Raw genomic sequence first — 23316 nt, forward strand, 5'->3', positions numbered from 1 at the left:
AACCTCCATTTATTTCTGATCGTTTTTGACGATTATCTGTTGCGCACGCCGACTTTCAGCGTATTACGCAGGTAGTCGATGCTTTGCTTACAGGCTTCGATTTCTTTCTGCCGGGCCACTTCAATCGTGTCGTCGCCGATCTCATATTCAACTTCAAAGGTAATGCGATCCAACGGAGCCTTTTCCCGCAAAGTGCGCAAAACTTTTTTGCAGTCGATATCTCCCTGACCGATAGGCGCGCCGATGGAGTGTATGCCGTCCGGGTCGACAACCAGTTTGATATCGCAGAAATGGCAGCAGTTTGCGTAAGGCGCCATCTTCTCAACGCAAGCCTCCGGCCCTTCAAGAACATTCATTGAGTTCATGGTATCGAGACACGCCCCGACCTTTGGATGATTCAACTGTCTGACCAGCCAGATGACTTCGTCCGCGTAAGCGTCGCAATGATTTTCAATCGAAAGGCTCAATCCCAGCTCGTCCAGCAGATGAAGGTTGGCTTTGAATTCGTCGTAGCGATCGCTCAGTTGGCGCATGACATCGGGGTGAAAACAGGAACCGTACAGCGGGCGCGGGCGCTCAATATCCAGACTGAACTTGACCAGGTCGGCCCCCATGGCCTTACCGTTTATCAGCGCATCCTTAACGGTTGAGTTGACCCGGGGGTCGCATGGCGCATTAAAAGAGACGTTGTACTCCAGATAAAGGCCGTGCGCTTCGGCGGCGGCTTTTACTTCCGCCAGACGCGCGGCATCCAGCGTCTCCAGATCCACATTGGTGATATGCAGCCCGTCCAGTCCCCAATCCACAGCCAAATCCATCAACTGTAGCAAGTTGATCGTTTTCTCAAATGCATGGACATCCTGAAATCCCCAGCTCTCGCCCAGACCGCTGAGGTGAAGTGTATAGGTGTGCATGCCGAGCTTGATTTGACGTTCAGGCGTGATCATTTTTTCCTCTCTTAATTATAATTAGACGTTTTATAAAATAGGTTTAAACAATACCGCGACACATTAACTTTGCAGGTCGGATTCCGGATAATAAAAAATCGGCCTGTAAAATACAGGTAATATGTTTCAGTAACTTGTACATATAACGATATTAATAACTTTTCATTACTGGTTTATATAACGACATAAATCATTTCTCATTACCGCTTCATGTAATTAAAAAAATCAATTCGCGTTACAGGTTTATATAACGTCAGACGCAAAATATTCATTGAACTCATAACGCGTTTATTTACCTGACGTTATATCTCTAACGGAGATGAAGTTTAATTTCAGCGTCTGCTTGTTACCAAGCGGCATATATATTAATAAACCAGACATCATCATAATAATGAGACACGGATAATATTTTTTGCTTTATTTTAAAAATAAAGGAATAATCATATCGAAGTGAATGATATGAGCTAAAAATAGATTATTTGTTAAATTTGAAGGTAAAGAAGTAACGGCGGAAAACTACCGGTGAATAACCATATCGCCAAGCGCTGGTCATCGATGCGATACGAAACGGAGACCGTTACCAGGTGCGATCGCCTGAGAGCGAGAGACGAGTCAGGCAGCGACGCTGGCGTCAATCCCGACCGGCGGAACAAAAAGTCGGTTCCATACACACAGATGATCCATGTCCAGATGAAAGGTCACCGCCATGCGAATCCCCTCAGTAACTTCCGTTTATACGCAACATTCATCCTTTTATGCAGAAAGCGCCGGAGAGTCTTCCTCGCGGGCTGCCAGAATGGTTTATCCCGCAGTGCCAAATACCGCTGAAAGCTATAATCCTCGCGCGGTAAAAGGCCAGATGAACGACTATTTGCAGAAACTGGAAAGCAGCAGAAATAGCGCCATTCAGCCTGATGTCAAAAAAGAGGAAATGCGGCTACAGAGCTATTTGATCAGGGCGCAAAACGACAAACACCATTTGCAAATCGGTTTGATCAACATTTCTGAAAATAACGGCCATGAGTTGAAATATGCGCTAAGACATATGGAAAACGGCACCCGTTGGCGGACGATCGTGAATATCGCCAACGATGATGAACCCGACGAAACGCCCCATAGCGTGGCGCTGGAAGCGGAGAAAAGAGACGGGAAAATTTCGCTGGTGGCGGTGGATGCCCGGCTTTCAGCGTTTACCGATACGGATATCGCCGGCCACCTTACCGGTGATAATGCCGCGCTGACGGTACTGTACACCGGCGCGCAGAAAACGCTGTCCGGCTGTAAAATTTTTGCGCTGCACGATGCCAAAGCGATGGCGGATAATGAACGCGCCATTGAACGCGTGCATCAACAAAATTATCAAAGAATAGATGAAGATGATGAATATGACGCCGATGATGCGGACAGTCTGGCCAAACGGGAATTCGATCATGTCCTGCCGGCGGACTTTTACCGGCTGACGACATCACGCGGGGTTTTTAACGCCTTGCCTGCGTCAATACGCGATGCATTAAGCGACGACTTTCGCCGCAACCTGAATACCCGCACGACGTATGAAAATGACGGCACCGCTGAAGAGGTGACTTACAACACCGCCATCGAAGATCAGCGGATAGCGTTTGCCAGAGATGCATTGGCGTGGCTGGCGCGCCGATGATGCGTCAAAACGGGACGGCGGCAAAAAGCAAATCGCTCAAGCCGGCGGCATCGCCGCGGCAACTTAGCTAAACTTCGCCGCCGGGCTGCGCCGCAAGCGCGTCGAACCGCTGCCGCGCCAGACGGATCTCCTCATGGCGTTCGTCCGCCCAGGCGATCAATACATCCAGCGGATCGAGCAGCGAGCGTCCCAACTCGGATAAGCGATACTCGACGCTCGGCGGTTTGGTGGCGAAAACGTGGCGGGTAATCAAGCCGTCCCGTTCCAGATCGCGCAATGTCTGGGTCAGCATTCGCTTAGAAATATCGGGCACCAGCCGCCGCAGATTGTTGAAACGCCGCGGCCCCGCGGCCAGCGCCACGATCAGCAGCGTGCTCCACTTGTCGCCGATGCGGTCCAGCACGTCGCGCACCGGACACTCCACTTTATGTTCGCCCCATGACTCCAGCGCCTGAAAAGCCTCGGCTATCTTCGAGCGCTGCGCCGCACTAGGTTCCTTTTTTGTTACCTGGTCTGTCAAACCTGCCTCCTTTACAGTCGCATATCAGGTCTCTAAAGTAGACCTGGACTAATAATACACCTCAAAAAGGAAAAGCCAATGCCCTCATTGACGTCACCTACCCTGCTGGTCACCGGCGCAAGCGGCCGCTTGGGACGCCGCGTGGTTGAATACCTGCTGGACGGCGGCGCAGCGAACGTCGTCGCCGCGACCCGCAACCCCGACGGCCTCGCCGACCTGGCGGCACGCGGCGCCGAAGCGCGTAAGGCGGACTTCGACGATCCGGCCACGCTGCAATCGGCCTTTAGCGGCGTCGATCGCCTGCTTATCGTGTCGGCGCCGGATACGCCGGACGATCCGTCCCGCCGCCTGCGCCAGCATCTGGCCGCGGTGGATGCCGCGCTCAAAGCCGGGGTGCGGCACATCGTCTACACCTCGATGTTGAATCCCGAGCCCGGATCGCCGATTCCTTTTGCGCCCGATCATTACGGCACCGAGCAGGCCATCGAGAAAAGCGGCATTCCGTTCACCATCCTGCGCCCCAGTTGGTATGCCGACAGCGTATTCCTGTGGCTGCCGCCGGTGCTGGCCGCCGGACAGTGGTACTCGGCCGCCGGCGACGGGCGAACCGCCCACGTCTGGCGCGACGATCTGGCGAAAACCGCCGCCGCGGCGCTGGTTTCCGCGACGCAGGAAAGCCGCCGCCTTGCGGTCACCGGGCCGCAGGCTCTGACGCCGGCGGAGATCGTCGACATCGTTAACCGCGTATTCGATACCCGCGTTGAGCTTATTCCCGTCAGCGACGCGGATTTGCGTAATGGACTGACGGCGGCCAAATTGCCTGCGGGGCTGGTCGAATTGCTGACGGCGATCGATATCAATACGCGCCAGGGCGGCGTCGATGTGGTCGGCGATGCCGTGCAACGACTGACCGGCGAGCCGCCGCGCAGCCTGTATGACTTCCTGGTCGACAACCGCGATGCCCTGCTGGCGGCCAGAGACGCGCTTGATCCCTGAGTACGGCGGGTACGGGCGCCGATTCCGCCAGCTTGCTTGTCCGGCCCAAGTCGGTTTCGCCGACGCGGCCGCGTTCCACTGATGTTTGCGTTCTTTCTTAACCTTTCAAGGGAGCTTTACATATGTCGCAATCCGATTTCAGCACGCTGTTTTCACCTTATCGCCTCGGCGATCTGACCCTTAAGAACCGGCTGGTCATGGCGCCGATGACGCGCAGCCGCGCCGTGCGGAATAACGTTCCCAACCCGCTGGCGGCGACTTACTACGCCCAGCGCGCCACCGCCGGGCTGATCGTCTCCGAAGCCACGCAGATAAGCCCGCAGGGCGTCGGCTATATCCGCACGCCGGGCATTCACTCCCCCGAACAGGTCGCCGGCTGGCGGCGCGTAACCGACGCGGTACACGATGCGGGCGGCCTGATCTTCGCCCAGCTATGGCATGTGGGCCGCGTCTCCCATCCTGATTTCCACGACGGCGAACTTCCCGTCGCGCCCTCCGCGCTGCTGGCCGAGGGCGAAGTCTTTACGCCCAACGGCAAGACGCCGATGGTGACGCCGCGGGCGCTGGAAACGGATGAAATCCCCGCCATTGTCGAGCAGTATCGCCAGGCGGCGGTCAACACCAAAAACGCCGGTTTCGACGGCGTGGAGATCCATGGCGCGACCGGCTATCTGCTCGACCAGTTCCTGCGCGACGGTTCGAATATCCGCACCGACCGTTATGGCGGCAGCATCGAGAACCGCGCCCGCTTCCCGCTGGAAGTCGCCGCCGCCGCCGTCGAGGTGTTCGGCGCGCAGCGCGTGGGCTACAAGATTACGCCGAGCCTGCCGCTGCACTCCATGTCGGACAGCAATCCGGCGGCGACCTTCGGCTATCTCGCCGGCCGGTTGAGCGCGCTGGGCATCGCCTATCTGCACGTCAGCGAAGCGATCGCCGGCCCGGCGGCGGCACCGGCTTCCGCCGAACGGCTCACTCCGCTCCTGCGTAAAGCCTTTGACGGCACGCTGATCGTCAACGGCGGCTACGATGCCGCATCCGGCGAGAACGCGCTGGCGGCGGGAGAAGCCGAACTGGTGGCCTACGGCGTGCCTTTCCTGACCAACCCGGATCTGGCGGAAAGATTCCGCCGCCGCGCCCCGCTCAATACGCCCGACTATGCGACGTTCTACGCCGCGGAAAAAGACGAAAACGGCTATATTGACTATCCGACGCTGGCGAAAACGGAGGAATAACGATGGCCCAGACTATCAGCGTGGAAATCTGGTCGGATCTTATCTGTCCCTGGTGCTGGATCGGCAAACGCCGCTTCGAGCGCGCGCTGGCCGATTTCCCTCAGCGCGAGCGCGTCAAGGTGGTACAGCGCGCGTTTCGACTGATGCCCGGCCTCGCGCCGCAACGCGCGCAGAACGTGCTTATCCAGCGGCTTGGCTCCGCCGAGCGGGTTGCCGCCATGCTGGCGCACGTGGAGAATGAAGCGGCCGGCGAAAACCTGGAGTACCGCCTCGCCGCGTCGTTTGTCGGCGATACGCGCGATATCCATCGTTTGGTAAAGTTCGCCGCGGAAAAAGGGTTGCAGGATCAGGCCGTCGAGCGGTTCTATCGGGCCGGTTTCACCGAGAACGCGGCGTTGTTCGAACGTCAGACCCAGCTACGGTTGATGGCCGATATCGGCCTCGATCGGGACGCCTGCGCGGCGGTGCTTGACGCAGACGCCTATGCGTCCGCCGTCGATGAAGACCTGCGCGCCGCACAAGCCCGCGGCGGCGGCGGCGTGCCGTTCTTCCTGATCGATGGTCAGCAGGCAATCTCCGGCGCGCAGTCGGCCCCGACGTTTCTTGCCGCGCTGGAGCAGGCATGGCAGGTTCAACCTTCCCAGCGCGAGCAGGGATCGACGGGCGCGGTCTGCGGCCCCGACGGCTGCCGTTGAAAAGCGGAAACTAATCGCTGCCCGGCGCGCCGGCGCGCAGTCCGTCCATCACCAGATCCATCAGCCGGGTGAGACGACGTTGCCAGTCCTCGCCGGCATCGATCTGCCAGATGCCGGCGATGGCCAGAAAGAAGTCGTCCACGGTCACGCCCGGTCGGATGGCGCCGGCTGCCTGGTTGGCGTCGAGCAAACGCTGGGCCGCGGCGGCCACTGGCGCATATCCCGCTTTGCCCGGGCAGTCGCGGGCGTGCGCCACCTGACGGATGGCGTCGGCCAGACCGGCCTTGGTCATGGCATAGCGGGCCAGACGATCCATCCATGCCCGCAGGGCGCGGTCCGGCGGATTGCTCTCAAGCAGGCGGTCGGCGAAGTCGGCGACCTGCTCCATTTCATAACGGTAGACTTCCATCACCAGCGCTTCCCGGTTGGGAAAATTACGGTAGAACGTCGCTTGCCCGACCCCCGCCTTTCGAGCGATGGCGCTTAAGGGGACGTCCGCCGAACGCGTCAGTTCGGCCACCGCCACCTCCACGATGCGTTGGCGATTCTGTAATGCGTCTGAACGCAACGGTGTATCCGTCTGCTGCGACACGTTTTTTCTCTCCGCAAAGGATATCTTGTCAAGCGGACAGCTGTCCGCTATGCTGACTCATGGGAAACGGACAGCTGTCCGTTTTAACTATACAGGCAATTATAGGGAATATTCGATGAAAACGACAGGCAACACGATTCTCATCACCGGCGGCACCTCGGGCATCGGGCTTGGGCTGGCATTGCGCTTTCATCAGGCCGGCAACAAAGTGATCGTCGCCGGGCGACGTAAAAAGCTGCTCGACCAGATCGTCGCCGCGCATCCGGGCATTGCAGCGATCGAGCTTGACGTGACCGACCCCGCATCAGTCAATCGCGCACGCGAAACGGCGGCGGCCCGCTACCCTGAACTGAACGTGTTAGTCAATAATGCCGGTATCATGCTGGGGGAAGACCTGCGCAATCCGGACGATCTAAAAATCGCCGAAGAGACCGTCGCCATCAACCTGCTCGGCGCCATCCGTATGACGTATGCCTTTTTGCCGCAGTTGGTAAGTAAAGACGACGCCGCGATCCTCAACGTCACCTCCGCGCTGGCGTTCGTCCCGCTACCGGCCGTTCCCACCTATAACGCCACCAAGGCGGCGCTGCACTCGTTCAGCGAAAGTCTGCGCGTTCAGCTTGCCGACACCGCGGTCAGCGTAATAGAGATCGCGCCGCCGGGCGTGCGCACCACGCTGTTCGGTCAGCAGAACAACGAACGCTCTATGCCGCTGGACGATTTCCTTACCGAAACCCTGGATCTGCTGTATCGCGACCCGGAACCGCGAGAAGTCATTGTGGAATCAGCCAGATTCCTGCGTGACGCCGAAGCCAACGGCAGCTACGACGAGGTTCTGAACCTGCTTTCCGCGGTCAAAGCGCCGGACAAGGAATGATGGCGATCGCCCGCCGCTAGAACTTCCAGGCGTAGGCGATGCCGAGAATATCCTGGCTCATCTTCACGTTGGCTTCGCCGCCGCCAAAGGCCGCCGGAATGGAGCCGTTGCCGTTGACGGTCTCCCTGAAGCCGTGGGTATAGGCCAGGCTCAGCTCGCCGTCAGGCGAAGGCGCCCACGTCAGGCCGACGCTCAGGTGGTTGCGAATCACCCCCGGGGCAAGCACATTGAGGAAGGTCTGGCTCTTTTGCACCGGCTGGTCGGCATGGCTGAAGCCGCCGCGCAGCGTCAGTTGCGGACTCAGCGCATAGCTGACGGCCAATTTATACACCGTCACGTCCTGCCAGCCGAAACCGGGGCCGTTCTTCGAGCCGAAATTATCGCCCGCGAATACCGACTGCACGTTGAACGCATTGGAAATGGAACGCACGCTGCCGTATTTGATCTCCTGCACGTCGGCGGACACCGTCAGCGCCGGCGTCACCTTGTACGCCAGCCCCACGCCGTAGTTTTCCGGAATATCGAAACTGCCGCCGTCGGCAAACAGCCCGGCATAGCGGTCGAACTCTTCGGCCTTGATCTTCGACGCCCAGGTCAGACCCAGCGTCAGGTCGTCGGTCAACCGGCCCTGCCAACCCAGACGCAGCCCCCAGCCGGTGGAGGTGTCGTTGCCGCGATCGTTGAAATTGCCGGAATCGCTGGAAAAACCGGAAAACGCGTTCAATCCCTTGGCGGAGAAGCGCTGATAGACGAAATTCAGACCGACGCCGAAAGACTGCCGTTCGGTAAACTTGTAGGCCAGCGACGGGGTGATAAACAGCTGGCTCAGATTGACGCCCGCGCTGCCGTTGCCGCCAAAGGCGGCGTAGGGGTTTTCTTTATAGTCGGTATTCATGCCGCCGTTGCCGTACACGGCGACGCCGACGCCCAGGCGATCGTTCAGTTGCCGGCTATAGCCGACCTCCGGCAGCAGAAAATACTTCCGCTCGCTGCCGTCGTACCGGCCGTTGGCGCCCGCCGCATTCCCTTCGATCTCAGCGCTGCGATCCGGCGCGAACAACGTTGCCCCGATATCCAGACGATCGCCGATCCACACCGTGCCGGCCGGATTATTGGCCGCCGCCAGGGCATCCTGCGGCTGGGCGATGCTGACCCCCGCCTGTCCCTGAGCCTTGATGCCGTAGCCGTGCATGAAATAGCCATTGGTCGCGCCGGCCTGAGTGCTGACGACGCCGCTCAGCACCGCCAGCGAAACCAGTCGTATTTTAGATTTCACTCTAATTTCTCCCTGACGATATCGCCGGATCAGGCGGCTCTCTGGCGTCAACTATTAAACCAAATGCATAATGTTGAATAATAATATTGAATACTATTTGTATAGCGAAAAGGAATAATCACCCCGAATAGTGCTCACCCCCGCCGACGGCGCCTGCGCCAAAAATAGCCGCCCCGCCCGCTGCCGTAATCAGCGAAAAAACCAAATAATACAAAAGGGGCAATGAATGCTATCCGCAACTAAATCGCCTGTTATTTTTTTGCCGGGAGTGAACACCTTGAAAAAAATTATGGTATGGTACGTTACCGTACCGTAACAGATGTAAGGGTTCTGTTTGATTATGATGGATATTGAAACAACACGTCCTGGTTCGCCAGGCAAAACACTTCGACCCAAAGGCGCGGAACGACTCAAAAACCTCACCGATTCAGCAACCGAACTTTTTCTTGCACAGGGATATGAAGCGGCTTCCATGGACAGACTCATCCAGCAGGCCGGCGGATCGCGACGCAATATTTATGAGCATTTCGGCGGGAAAGAGGGACTGTTTACCGCGGTTATCACGGAAGAATGCAAGAAGCTGGCCGCCCCGCTGGAGTCGCTGGCGCTGTCTGATACCGCTATCAGGCCAACCCTGGAGAAATTCGGCAAGGAACTGCTTCATATTATTAAACAGCCCCGCACGCTCGAATTACACCGCCTCATGATTGCCGAAGGTAAACGCTTTCCGCATCTGTCGCGCGCGATCTGGCTCGCCGGTCATCAGAATGCCAAGTCGATACTTGAGACATGGATTCAGCGCCAACAGGATCAAGGCAAATTAAGGGAGAGCCTGAACGCCTCTGCGCTGTCATATGCGTTCATTCATATGGTGACCGCGGAAACACAGATGCAGATGCTGACCGGCGGACAGGAAACAACCGAGGAACAGGACGATAATACGATCGCCATGAGCATTACGCTCTTTCTGGCTGCAACAAGTAAGGATATAGACAATGAGTAAGATTAGCGCAAAGCAGTGGCTTGCTTATGCATTAGTCGCGTTTTTCGTGGTCGGCGGCATCGGCAACATCATCGCGCCGCAACCTATTGCGGATGATTACGCCAGGTGGGGCTATCCCCATTGGTTTCACTATGTGACAGGCTGTTTCGAGTTGATCGCGGCTTTTCTGATTGCAAGAAAAACCAGTCGGCTGGCAGGCAGCGTAATCGCCATCGGCATCATGTCTTCAGCCGTCGCCACCGTGATTTACCACGGAGAATACACGCATGCGATCGCCCCGTGCGTCGTTCTCATCTTATTGCTTCTCTCCGTTTATCTTCACAGGAAGTGACGGATCTACGCATCATCAGCATGTACTAACTGTTTGCCACACAATAATCAGATGGAGATATCATGAGTAATAGTCAGCCGATTGCGCTCGTTAGCGGCGCGACCAGAGGTATTGGCAAAGCAATAGCGCAGGGACTGGCTCAACAGGGAGTCAAAGTCCTGCTGGGCGCACGGAACTTACAGGCGGGACGCGAGGTTGCCGAGCGCATCGCTACGCAGCATGTATCGGTAGAAGCCGTCGAATTGGACACCACCGATCAGACGACCATCGATAATCTGGCCGCGCTGATTCGGCAGAAATATGGCCGTCTGGATATTCTTGTCAACAACGCGGGCATCAGTATGGATTTCTCCCCTGAGCCCCCTATTCGGGAGAAATTGTCGCGCACCTTCGAAACCAACGTGGTAGGCACCGCCGCATTGACGGACGCGATGATCCCGTTGCTGGAGAAGTCTGAGCGGGCGCGCATCGTCAACGTCTCTTCGATTCTGGCCTCTTTCACCAAACGCACTCAGCCCGACTGGATTTATGCCGACGTTTACATGCCGAGCTATCAGGCATCCAAAGCGGCGCTGAATTCCCTGACCCTCAGCTATGCCAGACAGCTGGCCGATCGCAATATCAAGGTAAACGCGATCTGTCCGGGTTTGACCGCGACCGACGCAACCAATCATTACGGCGACAGAACGCCTGAGATGGCGGCGCAAGTGGCGATCAGGTTTGCGTTGCTGGACGATAGCGGGCCGACGGGTTCATTCGCCAATGACGAAGGCGCGCTGGAATGGTAATTAAGTCGCCGGGAAACCGGCGCTTTAGCGGTGCATACCGCACCGCTAAAGCGGAAAAAGCTTCGCTGCGATAAAGTCAACGAATACCCGAATCTTGGGCGACAAGTGACGGCCCGACGGCCAAAGCACATGGAAAACCATCTCCTGCCGGTTGTAGTCGTCCAATACCGTTATCAGGCTGCCCTGCCGCAGCTGCGAGCGCACCGCGATTTCCGGCACACAGGCGATGCCCAGCCCCTGCTCCGCGAAACAGACCTGTGGGTCAAGGCTATTGGTCACCATGCTGGCGGGCAGTTCGATGGCGGGCATGCCGTCCGGGCGCGGCAAGGGCCAGACATCCAGTTTGCCGGTGCTGGGAAAGCGATAGATCAGGCAGGCATGGCTTGCCAAATCTTCCGGCGTAAGCGGGATACCCACCTTGTCGAAGTAGGCGGGCGCCCCCACGATCGGCTTGCGGCAAGCCCCCAGACGACGCGCGGTAAGCCGGGAATCGCTGGGCGTTCCGGTGCGGACGACGGCATCAAAACCTTCCTCGATAACGTCCACCAGGCGATCTGAATAATCGATATCAAGTTCAATATCGGGATAGCGCCGCTTGAACTCCCCCAGCCGCGACATAAAAAGCGTACCGACCGAGGGCAGACTGATGCGCAGCTTGCCCTGCGGCTTTTCTTTGGTTTGCAAAAGTTCGGCTTCGGCGGATTCCACCTCGCTCAGTATGTGCCGACAGCGTTCCAGAAACAGCGCGCCTTCCGACGTCAGGCTGACGGTGCGGGTTGAACGGTGAAACAGGCGCACCCCCAACCGTTCTTCCAGCCGCGCAATGGCTTTGCTCACCGCCGACGCGGAGATGCCCAATTGCCGGCCAACCGCGGTGAAGCTGCGGGCGTCGCCGACCCGAACGAAGAGCTGGAGTGAGCCAATACTGTCCATCTAAAGCACCTTAATGCTGACATATTTGTCATAAGTGTTATTCACTGTAGCCTATTTTTCTTCGGTGCATGAATGGGCAGCATAACGAAATAGCGTTCAGCAACAGGCTGGATAGCGTCAAACCGGAGAAATGCGATTAATGAACGAAACGACGCGCGCGGATCTGCGCAACAACAGCGAACGCCTGCCGCTGGCGGGACTGCTTGCCCTGGCGATGGCGGCCTTTCTCACGCTGCTGACCGAAATTATGCCGGCGGGAATGCTCTCCTCCATCGCGCAAGGACTGGATGTCTCTGAAAGTCTGGCGGGACAGTTCATCACCGCCTACGCGGCGGGCGCGCTGGCGGCAGCCATTCCCGTGACGAAACTGACGCAAGGCATGCGGCGGCGGCCGCTGCTGTTGACGGCGATCTTCGGGTTTGCGCTGGTCAATCTGATTACCGCGATTTCCGGCAACTATACCCTCTCTCTGGTCACGCGCTTCTTTGCCGGCGTGTTCGGCGGCATCGTCTGGTCGCTGCTGGCCGGCTATGCGGTGCGCATGTCCCCGGCGCATCTCAGCGGACGAGCCATCGCTATCTCCGGCGCCGGCGCGACAATCGCACTGGTGCTGGGCGTGCCGCTCGGGGCGCTGCTGGGGCGGGCCGTCGGCTGGCAGGGCGCTTTCGGCCTGTTGAGCGCGCTGGCGCTGCTGCTCATGCTATGGGTAATCGCTATCGTGCCGGATTTCCCCGGTCAGGCCAAAGAACAGCGCCGGTCTCTCATCAGCATCTTTTTGCTGACGGGCATTCGTTCCGTGCTGTTTGTGGTGTTTTCCTTTATCGTCGCCCACAACATCTTCTACATCTATATTGAGCCTTTCCTCGCCCTTTCGGGCCTGTCGGCGCAGGTGGATATCGTGCTGTTCGTCTTCGGACTGGGTGCGATTATCGGCCTGTGGTTCGTTGGCGCGACGGTCGATCGGCGGCTGCGATCCCTCGCGGCGGCAAGCATTGTCGTCTTTGCCTGCGCGGCTTTGCTGCTTGGCGTTTGGAGTCGTCTGCCGCAGATGGTCTATCCCTCCGTGCTGATCTGGGGCCTCGCCTTCGGCGGCTTCGCCACCCTCACCCAGACGGCCCTGTCCCGCTTCGCCGGCGAGTCGGTTGATGTGGCGCAATCCATGTACGTCACGGGCTGGAATATGGCCGTCGCCGCCGGCGGCGTTGCCGGAGGCATCTTGCTGCAACGGCCCGGCCCGGCGTCCTTCGCGTGGGTTGTCATCGTCATTCTCGCGGCCGCTCTGCTGGGTACGGTGTTCGCCATGAATCGGGCGTTGGCCGGCAAGCGTTGACGTCAATATCTTATATAGAAACCGAACAATTGGCTTATTTTATCCAGTCTTGCAACGTCAGCCCCGGCACGCGGGTAGCACGGTTATTGCCGTTTTTAAATATCGATACAATTCGCATGGTTATACTCCTCGCGCCAAACCAGTCCTATGAGATAAACATATGGCTTACCTCATAGAGGCGTTCAGTATAGGAATATGCTCGACATATGCACGGAGTGGCAGGTGGCACTCATAATTTCCCGGCGAGCTAAAATGAGCGCTGTAAGTAGGGTTTCCCACCAAATTGGCGCTGCCGGCCGATGCGGCGGGCGGCGTCGATCAGAGCGGCGACGGCGGGCGTTTCCTCGCGGGCAAACGCATAGAAGCGCGCCGCGGGCAGCGCCGGCCATTGTTCGTCCGGCCCCAATTCCCGCAGACCTTCACGTAGCTGGCTGCGGGCGATAACGGTGACGGCAAAGCCCGACAAGGCGGCCGACAGACAGCCCGCCATGCTGCCGCTCTCGAACACGATGCGCCATGCCCGTTCCGCCTTGCCCAGCGCGGCGATGGCCGACTCCCGGTAGATGCACGGCTCGGGAAACAGCGCCAGCGGCAGCGCCGCCGCGTTCTCCGGCGTCTGGTCGGCGGCGTAGGCCCAGACCAGCGGTTCCTCCCACAGCAGTTCGCCCACTCCGTCCACGCGGCTGCACTGTTTGCCGAAGACCAGATCGATGCGGCCATGTTCCTGCTGACGCAGCAGATCGGCGGTGATGCCGACCTGAAGCTCAATTTCCGCCTGCGGGTGACTAACGCGAAAGCGCTGTAACGCCAGGGGCAGCCAGGCGGCGGCAAAGTCCTCCGATGCGCCGACCCGCAAGCGTCCACGCAGCGGCGCGCCGCGCAGTTTCGCCCTCGCCTCGCGTTCCAGATCCAGGATATTGCGGCCGTAGGTACACAAGGTTTCGCCGGCTAAAGTCAGTTCCAGACGGCGGGTGGTGCGCGCCAGCAAAGTCGACCCCGTCATCAGTTCCAGGCGCTTGATATGTCCGCTGACCGCCGAAGGCGTCAGCGCCAGCCGTTCGGCCGCCGCGGCAAAACTCCCGCTGTTCACCACTTCAAGGAAGGTGCGCAGCAGCGCTATATCCAGCGGCTGGCCTTCGGCGGCGGGTAAGATTTCCATGGCGGCTCCATTCAACGTAAAAAATCACTAATTAAACGACATTATTCGTCAATCGCGATGAATAATCCAGCCAGACTCAAGGGGACAGAGCAACCCACAGGAGACGACGCTATGCCAACTCAACACATCGCCACCACCTCCCGGCTCGATATTGCCTATCTGGAACTGAACCCGCACGGCGAACGGTCGGCAGTGCTGTTGCACGGCTGGCCGGATAGCCCGGCCAGTTGGAAGACGGTGGCGCCGATACTGGCCGACGCGGGCTACCGCGTGCTGGCCCCCGCGCTGCGCGGATTCGCGCCCACGCGCTTCAGGGACACGGCGACGCCGCGCAGCGGACAATTGTCGGCGCTCGGCCGCGACCTGCTGGAGTTCATCGACGCGTTGGGGCTGACGCGCCCGCTGCTGGTGGGTCATGACTGGGGCGCGCGGGCCGCCGCCAACGCCTGCGGTCTGCGCGACGGCGTCGCTTCGCATCTGGTGATGCTGTCCGTCGGCTACGGCACCAACGATCCGAATCAGACGATCGGTCTTCAGCAAGCGCGCAACTACTGGTATCACTGGCTGATGGCCACGCCGCGCGGCGCGCGCGTGGTGCGGGAGGAACGCGAAGCCTTTGCGCGCCAGATGTGGGATACCTGGGCGCCGGCGGGCTGGTATACGGACGCCGACTTCGACGAGGCCGCGCAGGCGTTTCAGGGCGACGACTGGGCCGAGGTCGTGCTGCATTCGTATCGTCACCGCTGGGGTTTTGTCGCCGGCGATCGGGCCTACGAGCAGGACGAGGCCCGCCTGAATCCGGCGCCCGTGCTGTCGGTGCCGACCCTGGTGCTGCACGGCGAAGCCGATACCTGCAACCATCCCGATAGCTCACGCGGCCGCGAGCATTTTTTTCAGGGCAGATACCAGCGGCAGGTGCTGGAAGGCATCGGCCATTTTCCGCAACGGGAAGCCCCGCAGCAGGTCGGCCGGGCTATCCTGCAATTTTGTCAGACGGGGTAAGGCGCGCCCGGCCTCTCAGTAAGCGTGCAGCAGCGCGTGACGAAACGACAGGATATGGGCTTCCACCGCGGCCTCCGCGGCGGCGGCATCCTGCTGCGCCAGGGCGTCTATCACGGCGCGATGCTCTTCCACCACCTCCTGCCGGTGTTCTTCCCGGGAGAGCGTGCTGGCCCAAAAGCGCTGCGAACGGGCGTGCAGCACGCTGAGGATATCGCTCAGCGTGCTGTTGCCGGCGATCTGCGCCAGCATCTGATGGAATTCATGATCCAGCGTCATCATCAATATCCGGTCGCGGGCCTGACTGGCCTCGGCAATCTGCTGATTCAGATCGCGCAGTTCGGCGATATGCGCCTGCGTCACGCGCTGGCTGGCCAGCCGTATGCACAGCCGTTCATTGGTGAGGCGCACGTCGATCAGCTCCAGCGCATCGTTAATGGACAGCGGAGACACCATCACGCCCTTACGCGGGATCACCTGGAGTAACCCCTCGTTCGCCAGACGATGGATAGCCTGGTTGACCGGCGTCCGGCCCATATCCAGGTCATTCATCACCTGCGCGGTATTCAAATACTCTCCGGGCTTGTAATTCAAGGTCACCAGCGATTGTTTAAATCGCCGGTAGGCCAGTTCGTTTTGCGACAGTCCGCTCTCCTCCACCGTCGGCAATGCCTGACGCCGCTCCTCCACGCTCTTCACCCATAGCTCCTGCAACGAAAAAATCTTTAGACACATAGTACACAAAACATGGCACGAAAATCGCTTAATACCGTAATGAAAGTCGTGTGAAATTTCACAGTAATTTTAGTTGGAGCGGGGATTTTATGAAACTGGCCTTTAACTTAGCGGAAAAAAGCGGCGCGACGGCGCTGGAGGTTGATATCGATCGTCTGGTGATCGCCGGCTGGACCGGGCGCGATCGTCAGGCGGTTTTGCACCATATTCGGGAGTTGGAAGCGATCGGCGTGCCTCAGCCTAGTGCAATTCCGCTGTTCTATCGCGTGGCGGCGAATCAGCTCACGCAATCCCCGGTGGTTGAAGTGATCGGCGACGCCAGTTCCGGCGAGGCCGAACCGTTAATCTTCTCCCACGGCGGCGAACTCTATGTTTCGCTGGCGTCGGATCATACCGATCGTCGGCTGGAAGCGCACAGCGTCGCGCTGTCGAAACAGCTGTGCGTCAAGCCGGTGGCGCGGGACGCCTGGTCGCTGCGCGAAGTCATCGAGCACTGGGACAGCCTGATTCTGCGCTCGTGGATCAAGGAGGACGGCGACTTCCGTCTCTATCAGGAGGGTACGCTGGCCAGCCTGCAACCGCCGATGACGCTGCTGCAACGCTATCTGGCGACGGACGCGCCCAGCGCGGCGCAGGCTGACGGTCTGGCCATGACCTGCGGCACCATGGCGGCGATTGGCGGCATTCGCCCGGCGGCGGAGTTCCGTATGGCGCTGGTGGACGAACGACTGGGCCGCACCCTCAGCCACAGCTATCGCAGCATTGAACTGCCGGTGGTGGCGTGATGGCAAGACTCACTTTAGAGCAGGCCGCCGCCGGGCTGGCGACGGGCGCGTTCACCAGCATGGATCTGACCGAGTCCGCGCTGGCGCGCATCGCCGACCCACTGGGCGAAGGGGCGCGCACCTTTACCCGGCTATACGCCGATACGGCCAGACAACAGGCGCAGGCGGCCGACCGGCGGCGCGCGGCGGGGCGTCCGCTCTCGGCGTTGGACGGCGTGCCGGTTTCCATCAAAGACCTGTTTGATGTCGCCGGCGAGCCGACCGCCGCCGGATCCCGCGCGCTGGCGGCCGCTCCGCCCGCCTCGAATCACGCCGCCGTGGTCACGCGGCTCTTGCAGGCCGGCGCCGTAGTGGTGGGCAAGACCAATATGACCGAATTCGCCTATTCCGGTCTGGGGATCAATCCACACTACGGCACGCCGGTCAATCCGTGGGATCGCGACGCGCGGCGGATTCCGGGCGGCTCGTCTTCCGGCGCCGCGGTGGCGGTGGCGGACGGCATGTGTTTCGGCGCGGTCGGCAGCGATACCGGCGGCTCGGTGCGCATTCCGGCGGCATTCTGCGGCCTGACCGGCTATAAGCCCACCGCCCGCCGCATTGATGATACAGGACTGCTGCCGCTGTCGCCGTCGCTGGACTCCATCGGCGTTATCGCGCACGGCGTCGCCGACTGTATCGCGCTGGACGGACTAATCGCCGCGCAACCGCTGACGCCGCAGGCAAGGCCGTTGGCGCAGGCGCGCTTTGGCGTGCCGCAAACGCTGGTGCTGGACGAACTGGACGACGCGGTCGCCGCGGCCTTCGAGCTGACTCTGCGGCGTCTGGCGCAGGCGGGAGCGCGCATTGAAGCCCTGCCCTGCGCGGCGTTCGCCGAACTGGCCGCCATCAACGCCGCCGGCGGCTTCACCGCGCTGGAGTCATGGCGCTGGCATCAGCCGCTGATCGCCGGCCATGCGGACGAGTACGACCCGCGGGTGCTGTCGCGTATTCGCCGCGGCGCCGCGCTGGGGGAAAACGATCGGCTGCTGCTGGCGCAGCAGCGCGCCGACTGGCAACGGCGGGTGAACGCCGAAGTTCAGGACTACGATGCGCTGCTGATGCCCACCGTCCCCTTTATCGCCCCGACCATCGCCGAACTGGAAGCGGATGACGACGCCTATTTCCGCATCAACGGCGCGGCGCTGCGCAATCCTTCGGTAATCAATTTCCTGGACGGCTGCGCCCTTTCGCTGCCGTGTCAGCCGCCGGGCGATGCGCCGGTCGGGCTGATGGCGGCGGGATTGCCGCTGCACGACGACGCGTTGCTGGGGTGGGCGCTGTCGATTGAGCGTTGTCTTGCCGACGCCTAATTTTCCGGCGGCATCGCCGTCTTCTTTGAGTTAACAGGAGCTGAGATAATGATGAATACCGCTACCAACGACACGGCGCAAGGGGTGACGCCGCAGGAACAGGACGTCGGGACGCCGAATACCGGTAAGCTGGCCGCGGCCAGTTCCATCGGCACCGCGCTGGAATGGTACGACTTTACCGTTTACAACATTATGGCGGCGCTGATTTTCAATCATGTGTTTTTCCCTTCGTTCGACCCGCTGGTGGGTACCATTCTGGCGTTTTCCACCTATGCCGTCGGCTATGTTTCGCGGCCGATCGGCGGCATCGTGTTCGGTCATCTGGGCGATGTGCTGGGGCGACGTTTTGTGCTGGTCGCCACGCTGATCATCATGGGCGTGACCACGGCGCTGATGGGGATACTGCCCGGCTACGCCACCTGGGGGATCTGGAGTCCGTTGCTGCTGGTTACGCTGCGCTTTGTACAAGGCATCGCGCTCGGGGGCGAATGGGCCGGCGCGGTCTTGTTGTCGATGGAACACGGCAAGCCGCATCAGCGCGGGCGCAACGCTTCGTTCGCTCAGGTCGGGCCGTCCTGCGGCACGTTGATCGGCACCGGTTTTATCACCCTGGTTACGCTGTCGATGTCGGCGGACAGTTTCCAGCAATGGGGCTGGCGCATTCCCTTCCTGCTGAGCCTGGTGCTGGTCGTCTTCGGCCTGTGGCTGCGCCGCGGCGTCGGCGAGACGCCCGCCTTCCTCAAGCTGGAAAAAAACAAGGACATTACTCAGGCGCCGATCCGCGAGGTGTTCAGCCGGCATCCGCGCTCGCTGCTGATCGCCGGCGGGGCGCGCATCGGTTCCGACGTGCTGTACGCGCTGGTGGTGGTCTTTACCCTGACCTACGTGACGACGGTGCTGCACCTGCCGCGGCCGCTGGCGCTGACGGCCACCATGCTGGGGGCCTGCGGCAACGCCATCGCCGTGCCGCTGTTCGGCATGCTTTCCGACCGCTTCGGTCGTCGGCCGGTGTATATGGGCGGCGCGCTGGCGGCGGTGATCTGGGCGTTTGTCTTCTTCGTGCTGCTGGACAGCGCGCAGCCGGTGCAGATCTGCATCGCGGTGGTGGTCGGGCTGCTGATTCACGCGGCGATGTACGGGCCGCAGGCGGCATTCGTCACCGAGCAGTTTCCCACCCATGTGCGCTATGCGGGGTCGTCGCTGGCCTATACGCTGGCGGGGATCGTCGGGGGCGGTTTTGCGCCGTTGATCATCACCTCGCTGTTCAGCGCTTACGGCGGTACGCTGGCGATATCGCTGTATGTGTCGCTGGCGCTGTTTATCACCCTCTGGGCGGTATGGGCCGCCAAAGAAACGGCGCATAAATCGCTATAAGCCGACGACAAGCGCAGATAACAAGCGAAAGCATAAAAATAATTCAATCATTCCCCAGCCTGCCTGGGGAATTCAGACGGATAACTCATCCCAACACCATGGCCATCCGCCGCGGACCGCGCCATACCTTTTAAACATTCCCGCCATAATCCCCGAGCGCGCCGACGCCAAACTGATTGAAAAGCATACAAATGTTAATATTAACAATACTAATGTTAATGATTTATTTGTAACCCATCCTAATGATATTTATCGTCGGGATCTCTACATCCAAGATCTGTATACAAAATAGCCAATAATATTGCGACATCTTTACCTGATTATGGAGGAGATCATCATGCCACCAAGCGGCAGCGCGTTGTTGAAAGAGGATATAGCGCTTTCCCCATCGATTTTCGAGGAGGATGGAAAGCTGACTTACGACGAGAAAGCGGAGCGCGCCTTGCAGGCGGCGCTGAAAATTAAAGAGCAGTTACTGGATTCGCCTCAAAAGGTGGATACCGAACGCCTGATCCATCTGCTGGATGTGTATCAGAAATACGGCACCGAACCCGCCATACTGCTAAGAGCCCGCGTGTTCGAACAGGTTTTGCAACAGAAGACGCTATTTCTCGACGACAACCCGCTGGTGGGATCGGTTACCTCTTATCCCGCCGGGGTCTATGTCTATCCAGAATACGGTTCGGAGTGGATCGCCGAAGAGCTCGACCAGCCGATCGTCTCCCATCTCGGCGAGGTTTCGCTTTCCAGCAAGGATCGGGAACTGCTGGCCGCGGCCGCCGACTATTTCAAAGATAAAAACGCCGAAGCCCGTTCCCGCGAACTGGCGCGAGAGCTGTTGGGACTTGATCCCAAAGAAGGCGTGGCGGCCGGTCTGTTCACCGAATCGGCGCGCTACACCGTCGGCGCCGGCAACGTCGATTACGCCGGCTTTATCGATCGGGGGCTGAACGATATCATCCGCGAAACCGAAGAGCGCCTGCGCGCGGTACCCAGAACGGCGGCGGAGTCGGACAGAATCGATTACTACAAAGCCATCCTGATTACCTTCAGAGCGGTGATCGCCCTGGCGCGCCGCTACGCCGATCTGGCCGAACGCGAAGCGGGTAAAACCGACGATCCCATACGTCGCGCCGAACTGCTGGAGATCGCCGAGGTTGCGCGGCGCGTGCCGGAAAATCCGCCCAGAAATTTCCGCGAGGCGCTGCAAAGCTGGTGGTTTATTCATCTGGGGATCCAGATCGAGCAAAGCGGCTGCGGTTCGTCCCCCGGCAGGCTGGGACAGTACCTGGATAAATATTACCAGGCGGACAAAGCTCGCAACGGCCTTACCGCCGAACAGGCGAAAAGCTGGCTCAAAGCGCTGTTCGTCAAGATTTTGTCCTACGGTTTCTATTCCGGGGTGATCGCCGCCCGACAGGGATCGGGCCACACCGGCCACACCATCAATCTGGGCGGGCTGGACGCCGGCGGCCGGGATGCCACCACCGAGCTGGATTACATTCTGCTCGATACGCAGATAGAGTTGCAGACCATTCAGCCCACCATCACGATCCTTTACCATGACGGTCTGGCGGAGGATTTTCTGCTCAAGGCGGTCGATCTTGAGCGCACCGGACTCGGACAGCCGCAGTGGCTGAACAACCGCGTGGTCATCGAACGCCTGCTGACCCGTTACGCCAAAGTCGGCGTCACCATTGAAGACGCCAGAAATTGCATCAACATGAGCTGCGTCGCCACCGGCATCGCCGGCAAAACGGCGTTTCTGCACGAAGGCGGCTCGTTCAATCTGGCCAAGGCGCTGGAGCTGGCGCTGCACGACGGCGTCGATCCCGCCACCGGCCTGACCGTCGGCGCGAAAACCGGCGATCCGCGCAACTTTGCGGATTTCGAACAGCTTTACGCCGCCTACTCGCAGCAGGTTCTGCATCTTTTCCAGCAGGTGCGGCCGTTGGGATCGCTGTCCAACAAGGCGTTGGGCGATACGGTGCCGGTGCCGTTCCGTTCATCGCTTTACGAAGGCAGCCGCCGGCGCGGCAAGGACATCTACAAAGGCGGGGCGGATTATTATCTCTATTTCGTCATCTCGACGGCGGGAGTGGATGTCGCCAACTCGTTGGCGGCAATCAAACAGGTGATTTACGACGAGAAAGAGGTCGGATGGGACGCATTGCTGGCCGCGCTGGCCGCCGATTTCGAGGGCTACGACGCGTTGCACAACAAATTGCTGAAGGCTCCCAAACACGGCAATGGCGATGCCGAAACCGACGCGCTGATCCGCCGCGTATATGACGATGCGTGGACGCTTTTCCACTCGCTCGACGGTCAGGACAATTTTTTCGGCGACAACGGCGCCAATCTGGAGGCGTTCTCGCTTTCCATCCACAATTACTTCGGCATTCTGACCGGCGCGTTGCCCAACGGCCGCAAGCAAGGTACGCCATTGACCGACGCCAGCGTCTCGGCTACCCCCGGCTCGGATCGTAAAGGCCCACTCTCTCTGCTGACCTCCGCCGCCCAGGCGCTGGATACGGTCAAATACGGCTCCAATCATTTCAACATGAAGTTCCATCCGCAGGCGCTGGCGGGGATTGGCGGCGCCCGCAAACTTCTGGCGCTGATCAAGGACTATATGGACCGCAACGGCTCGCATATCCAGTTCAACGTGGTGAGTTCGGAAACCTTGCGCAAGGCGCAGGCCCGCCCTGAAGACTACAAGGGCCTGACCGTGCGCGTGGCCGGTTTCTCCGCTTATTTCACCCGCCTCCATAAAGGGGTGCAGGACGAAATTATCGCGCGGACCGAACTCTCGTTTTAACGGACGGTTTAAAACTACCGAGGCGGCGCACAAGCGCCGCCTCTTCTATCAGGGTTAGCGCAATGGAACCGCAGGGCGTTATTTTCGACATTCAGCATTTCAGTTTGCATGACGGGCCGGGCGTACGCTCGACGGTATTTTTCAAAGGCTGTCCTTTATCCTGCCTTTGGTGCGCCAATCCGGAGTCGCAACGCAGAAAGCCGGAATTGCTCTATTTCGCGGCAAACTGCGTCAGCTGCGGCGCCTGTGCCGAGGCCTGCCCCAACGACGCCCGCACGCTGTCGGGACGCAAGATGCGCGTTGACGAAGTCGTGGACGAGGTGCGCCAGCATTGGCGCATTTTCATGCAAAGCGGGGGCGGCGTAACCTGTAGCGGCGGGGAAATTCTGTCGCAACCGGTATTCCTGCAAGCGCTATTGCAAAAGCTGCACGACGAAATGGGCTTTCATCTCTGTCTCGACACCAGCGGCTACGCGCCCTGGTCGCGGCTGGAGCAGCTATTGCCCCATGCCGATATGATCCTGCTGGATTTAAAACATATGGACGCCGCTCGCCATAAAGCGGCGACCGGACGCGATAACAAATATATTCTGGAAAACGCCCGCCGTCTCGGCAAACGCGGATTTCCGGTGCTGGTGCGCCTGCCGCTGATCCCCGGTTTTAACGACGACGACGACAACCTTTTCCGCCTGGGCGCCTTTATGAAGGAGATCGCCCTGCCCGCCATTGAAATTCTGCCTTATCACGAATTCGGCTCTTCGAAATACGAAGCGCTGGGAAAAACCTACCACGTTTATGAAAATAAACGCCCTCGCGTCAGAGAAGCCAGAGAGATCCTGTCCGCATTCGGGCTGGAGGTGGTTCTGGTCGAACAGGAAAATCATCACACCTCTGCCTGACGCCCGCGTTTGCGAAAGCGC

The 23316-nt window shown here is 59.6% G+C and carries 22 protein-coding genes; 15 read left to right on the forward strand and 7 right to left on the reverse strand.

The genetic code is table 11. The features are described 5' to 3' along the window. Positions 1 to 32: 32 nt before the first annotated feature. Positions 33 to 947, reverse strand: coding sequence for a sugar phosphate isomerase/epimerase family protein (locus tag ABRZ26_RS05930; protein WP_319603324.1), 915 nt, complete (start codon positions 945 to 947; stop codon positions 33 to 35). An 811-nt stretch (positions 948 to 1758) separates the two neighbouring features. Between ABRZ26_RS05930 and ABRZ26_RS05935 the strand changes: the two genes are divergently transcribed. Continuing rightward, entirely contained in the window at positions 1759 to 2604 is an 846-nt protein-coding gene (locus ABRZ26_RS05935) for a YopJ family acetyltransferase (protein WP_319603325.1), read from the forward strand. Between the two features lie 67 nt (positions 2605 to 2671). Here ABRZ26_RS05935 and ABRZ26_RS05940 read toward each other — a convergent pair whose 3' ends face one another. Beyond that, positions 2672 to 3124, reverse strand: coding sequence for a winged helix-turn-helix transcriptional regulator (locus ABRZ26_RS05940; protein ID WP_319603326.1), 453 nt, complete (start codon positions 3122 to 3124; stop codon positions 2672 to 2674). 78 nt (positions 3125 to 3202) lie between these two features. Between ABRZ26_RS05940 and ABRZ26_RS05945 the strand changes: the two genes are divergently transcribed. The 3 genes from ABRZ26_RS05945 (at position 3203) to ABRZ26_RS05955 (ending at position 6047) form a co-directional block, all read left to right on the forward strand. Further along, entirely contained in the window at positions 3203 to 4120 is a 918-nt protein-coding gene (locus ABRZ26_RS05945; RefSeq protein ID WP_319603327.1) for an SDR family oxidoreductase, read from the forward strand. A gap of 122 nt (positions 4121 to 4242) precedes the next feature. Beyond that, positions 4243 to 5352, forward strand: a complete 1110-nt coding sequence (locus tag ABRZ26_RS05950; protein ID WP_319603328.1) for an alkene reductase — start codon at positions 4243 to 4245, stop codon at positions 5350 to 5352. 2 nt (positions 5353 to 5354) lie between these two features. Next, positions 5355 to 6047 carry a DsbA family oxidoreductase gene (locus tag ABRZ26_RS05955; RefSeq protein WP_319603329.1) on the forward strand — a complete coding sequence of 231 codons (693 nt, stop codon included), beginning with the start codon at positions 5355 to 5357 and terminating at the stop codon, positions 6045 to 6047. A 10-nt stretch (positions 6048 to 6057) separates the two neighbouring features. On the opposite strand, the gene ABRZ26_RS05960 is transcribed toward ABRZ26_RS05955, so the two are convergent. Next, on the reverse strand, positions 6058 to 6639 hold the full coding sequence (locus ABRZ26_RS05960; RefSeq protein WP_319603330.1) for a TetR/AcrR family transcriptional regulator: 582 nt from the start codon (positions 6637 to 6639) through the stop codon (positions 6058 to 6060). A gap of 115 nt (positions 6640 to 6754) precedes the next feature. Between ABRZ26_RS05960 and ABRZ26_RS05965 the strand changes: the two genes are divergently transcribed. After that, on the forward strand, positions 6755 to 7516 hold the full coding sequence (locus ABRZ26_RS05965) for an SDR family oxidoreductase (RefSeq protein ID WP_319603331.1): 762 nt from the start codon (positions 6755 to 6757) through the stop codon (positions 7514 to 7516). A gap of 16 nt (positions 7517 to 7532) precedes the next feature. Here ABRZ26_RS05965 and ABRZ26_RS05970 read toward each other — a convergent pair whose 3' ends face one another. After that, positions 7533 to 8792: an OmpP1/FadL family transporter gene (locus ABRZ26_RS05970; RefSeq protein ID WP_319603332.1), complete on the reverse strand. Its 1260-nt coding sequence runs from the start codon at positions 8790 to 8792 to the stop codon at positions 7533 to 7535. Between the two features lie 340 nt (positions 8793 to 9132). Between ABRZ26_RS05970 and ABRZ26_RS05975 the strand changes: the two genes are divergently transcribed. The 3 genes from ABRZ26_RS05975 (at position 9133) to ABRZ26_RS05985 (ending at position 10914) form a co-directional block, all read left to right on the forward strand. After that, complete coding sequence (locus ABRZ26_RS05975) at positions 9133 to 9795, forward strand: TetR/AcrR family transcriptional regulator (protein WP_319603333.1); 663 nt, start codon at positions 9133 to 9135, stop codon at positions 9793 to 9795. After that, on the forward strand, positions 9788 to 10126 hold the full coding sequence (locus tag ABRZ26_RS05980; protein ID WP_319603334.1) for a DoxX family protein: 339 nt from the start codon (positions 9788 to 9790) through the stop codon (positions 10124 to 10126). Before ABRZ26_RS05975 ends, ABRZ26_RS05980 begins: the two co-directional genes overlap by 8 nt. Before the next feature lie 62 nt (positions 10127 to 10188). Then, positions 10189 to 10914 (forward strand): SDR family oxidoreductase, encoded by a 726-nt coding sequence (locus ABRZ26_RS05985; RefSeq protein ID WP_319603335.1) that lies wholly within the window; start codon positions 10189 to 10191, stop codon positions 10912 to 10914. Positions 10915 to 10959: 45 nt separating this feature from the next. Here ABRZ26_RS05985 and ABRZ26_RS05990 read toward each other — a convergent pair whose 3' ends face one another. Next, positions 10960 to 11847 (reverse strand): LysR family transcriptional regulator, encoded by an 888-nt coding sequence (locus tag ABRZ26_RS05990; protein WP_319603336.1) that lies wholly within the window; start codon positions 11845 to 11847, stop codon positions 10960 to 10962. A gap of 139 nt (positions 11848 to 11986) precedes the next feature. Here ABRZ26_RS05990 and ABRZ26_RS05995 point away from each other — a divergent pair, with 139 nt between their 5' ends. Next, positions 11987 to 13177 (forward strand): MFS transporter, encoded by a 1191-nt coding sequence (locus tag ABRZ26_RS05995; RefSeq protein WP_319603337.1) that lies wholly within the window; start codon positions 11987 to 11989, stop codon positions 13175 to 13177. Positions 13178 to 13424: 247 nt separating this feature from the next. On the opposite strand, the gene ABRZ26_RS06000 is transcribed toward ABRZ26_RS05995, so the two are convergent. Then, the gene (locus ABRZ26_RS06000; RefSeq protein WP_319603338.1) at positions 13425 to 14336 is read right to left on the reverse strand and encodes a LysR family transcriptional regulator; all 912 of its coding nucleotides are present in this window, start codon (positions 14334 to 14336) and stop codon (positions 13425 to 13427) included. A 111-nt stretch (positions 14337 to 14447) separates the two neighbouring features. Between ABRZ26_RS06000 and ABRZ26_RS06005 the strand changes: the two genes are divergently transcribed. After that, positions 14448 to 15338, forward strand: a complete 891-nt coding sequence (locus ABRZ26_RS06005) for an alpha/beta fold hydrolase (protein ID WP_319603339.1) — start codon at positions 14448 to 14450, stop codon at positions 15336 to 15338. Between the two features lie 15 nt (positions 15339 to 15353). Here the strand turns inward: ABRZ26_RS06005 and ABRZ26_RS06010 are convergent, their stop codons facing one another. Then, complete coding sequence (locus ABRZ26_RS06010; RefSeq protein WP_413556088.1) at positions 15354 to 16070, reverse strand: GntR family transcriptional regulator; 717 nt, start codon at positions 16068 to 16070, stop codon at positions 15354 to 15356. Positions 16071 to 16159: 89 nt separating this feature from the next. On the opposite strand from ABRZ26_RS06010, the gene ABRZ26_RS06015 reads away from it, so the two are divergent. The 5 genes from ABRZ26_RS06015 (at position 16160) to ABRZ26_RS06035 (ending at position 23295) form a co-directional block, all read left to right on the forward strand. Continuing rightward, positions 16160 to 16855: a DUF2848 domain-containing protein gene (locus ABRZ26_RS06015; RefSeq protein WP_319603341.1), complete on the forward strand. Its 696-nt coding sequence runs from the start codon at positions 16160 to 16162 to the stop codon at positions 16853 to 16855. Further along, positions 16855 to 18204, forward strand: a complete 1350-nt coding sequence (locus ABRZ26_RS06020) for an amidase (RefSeq protein WP_319603342.1) — start codon at positions 16855 to 16857, stop codon at positions 18202 to 18204. The genes ABRZ26_RS06015 and ABRZ26_RS06020 overlap by 1 nt, the downstream gene beginning before the upstream one ends. A 51-nt stretch (positions 18205 to 18255) precedes the next feature. Then, entirely contained in the window at positions 18256 to 19578 is a 1323-nt protein-coding gene (locus tag ABRZ26_RS06025) for an MFS transporter (protein WP_413556118.1), read from the forward strand. 337 nt (positions 19579 to 19915) lie between these two features. Beyond that, positions 19916 to 22396, forward strand: a complete 2481-nt coding sequence (locus ABRZ26_RS06030) for a pyruvate formate lyase family protein (RefSeq protein WP_319603344.1) — start codon at positions 19916 to 19918, stop codon at positions 22394 to 22396. Between the two features lie 62 nt (positions 22397 to 22458). Next, positions 22459 to 23295: a glycyl-radical enzyme activating protein gene (locus tag ABRZ26_RS06035; RefSeq protein ID WP_319603345.1), complete on the forward strand. Its 837-nt coding sequence runs from the start codon at positions 22459 to 22461 to the stop codon at positions 23293 to 23295. The last annotated feature ends 21 nt before the right edge of the window (positions 23296 to 23316 follow it).

The organism is Brenneria sp. L4-2C (assembly GCF_040240335.1).
GTDB lineage: Bacteria > Pseudomonadota > Gammaproteobacteria > Enterobacterales > Enterobacteriaceae > Brenneria.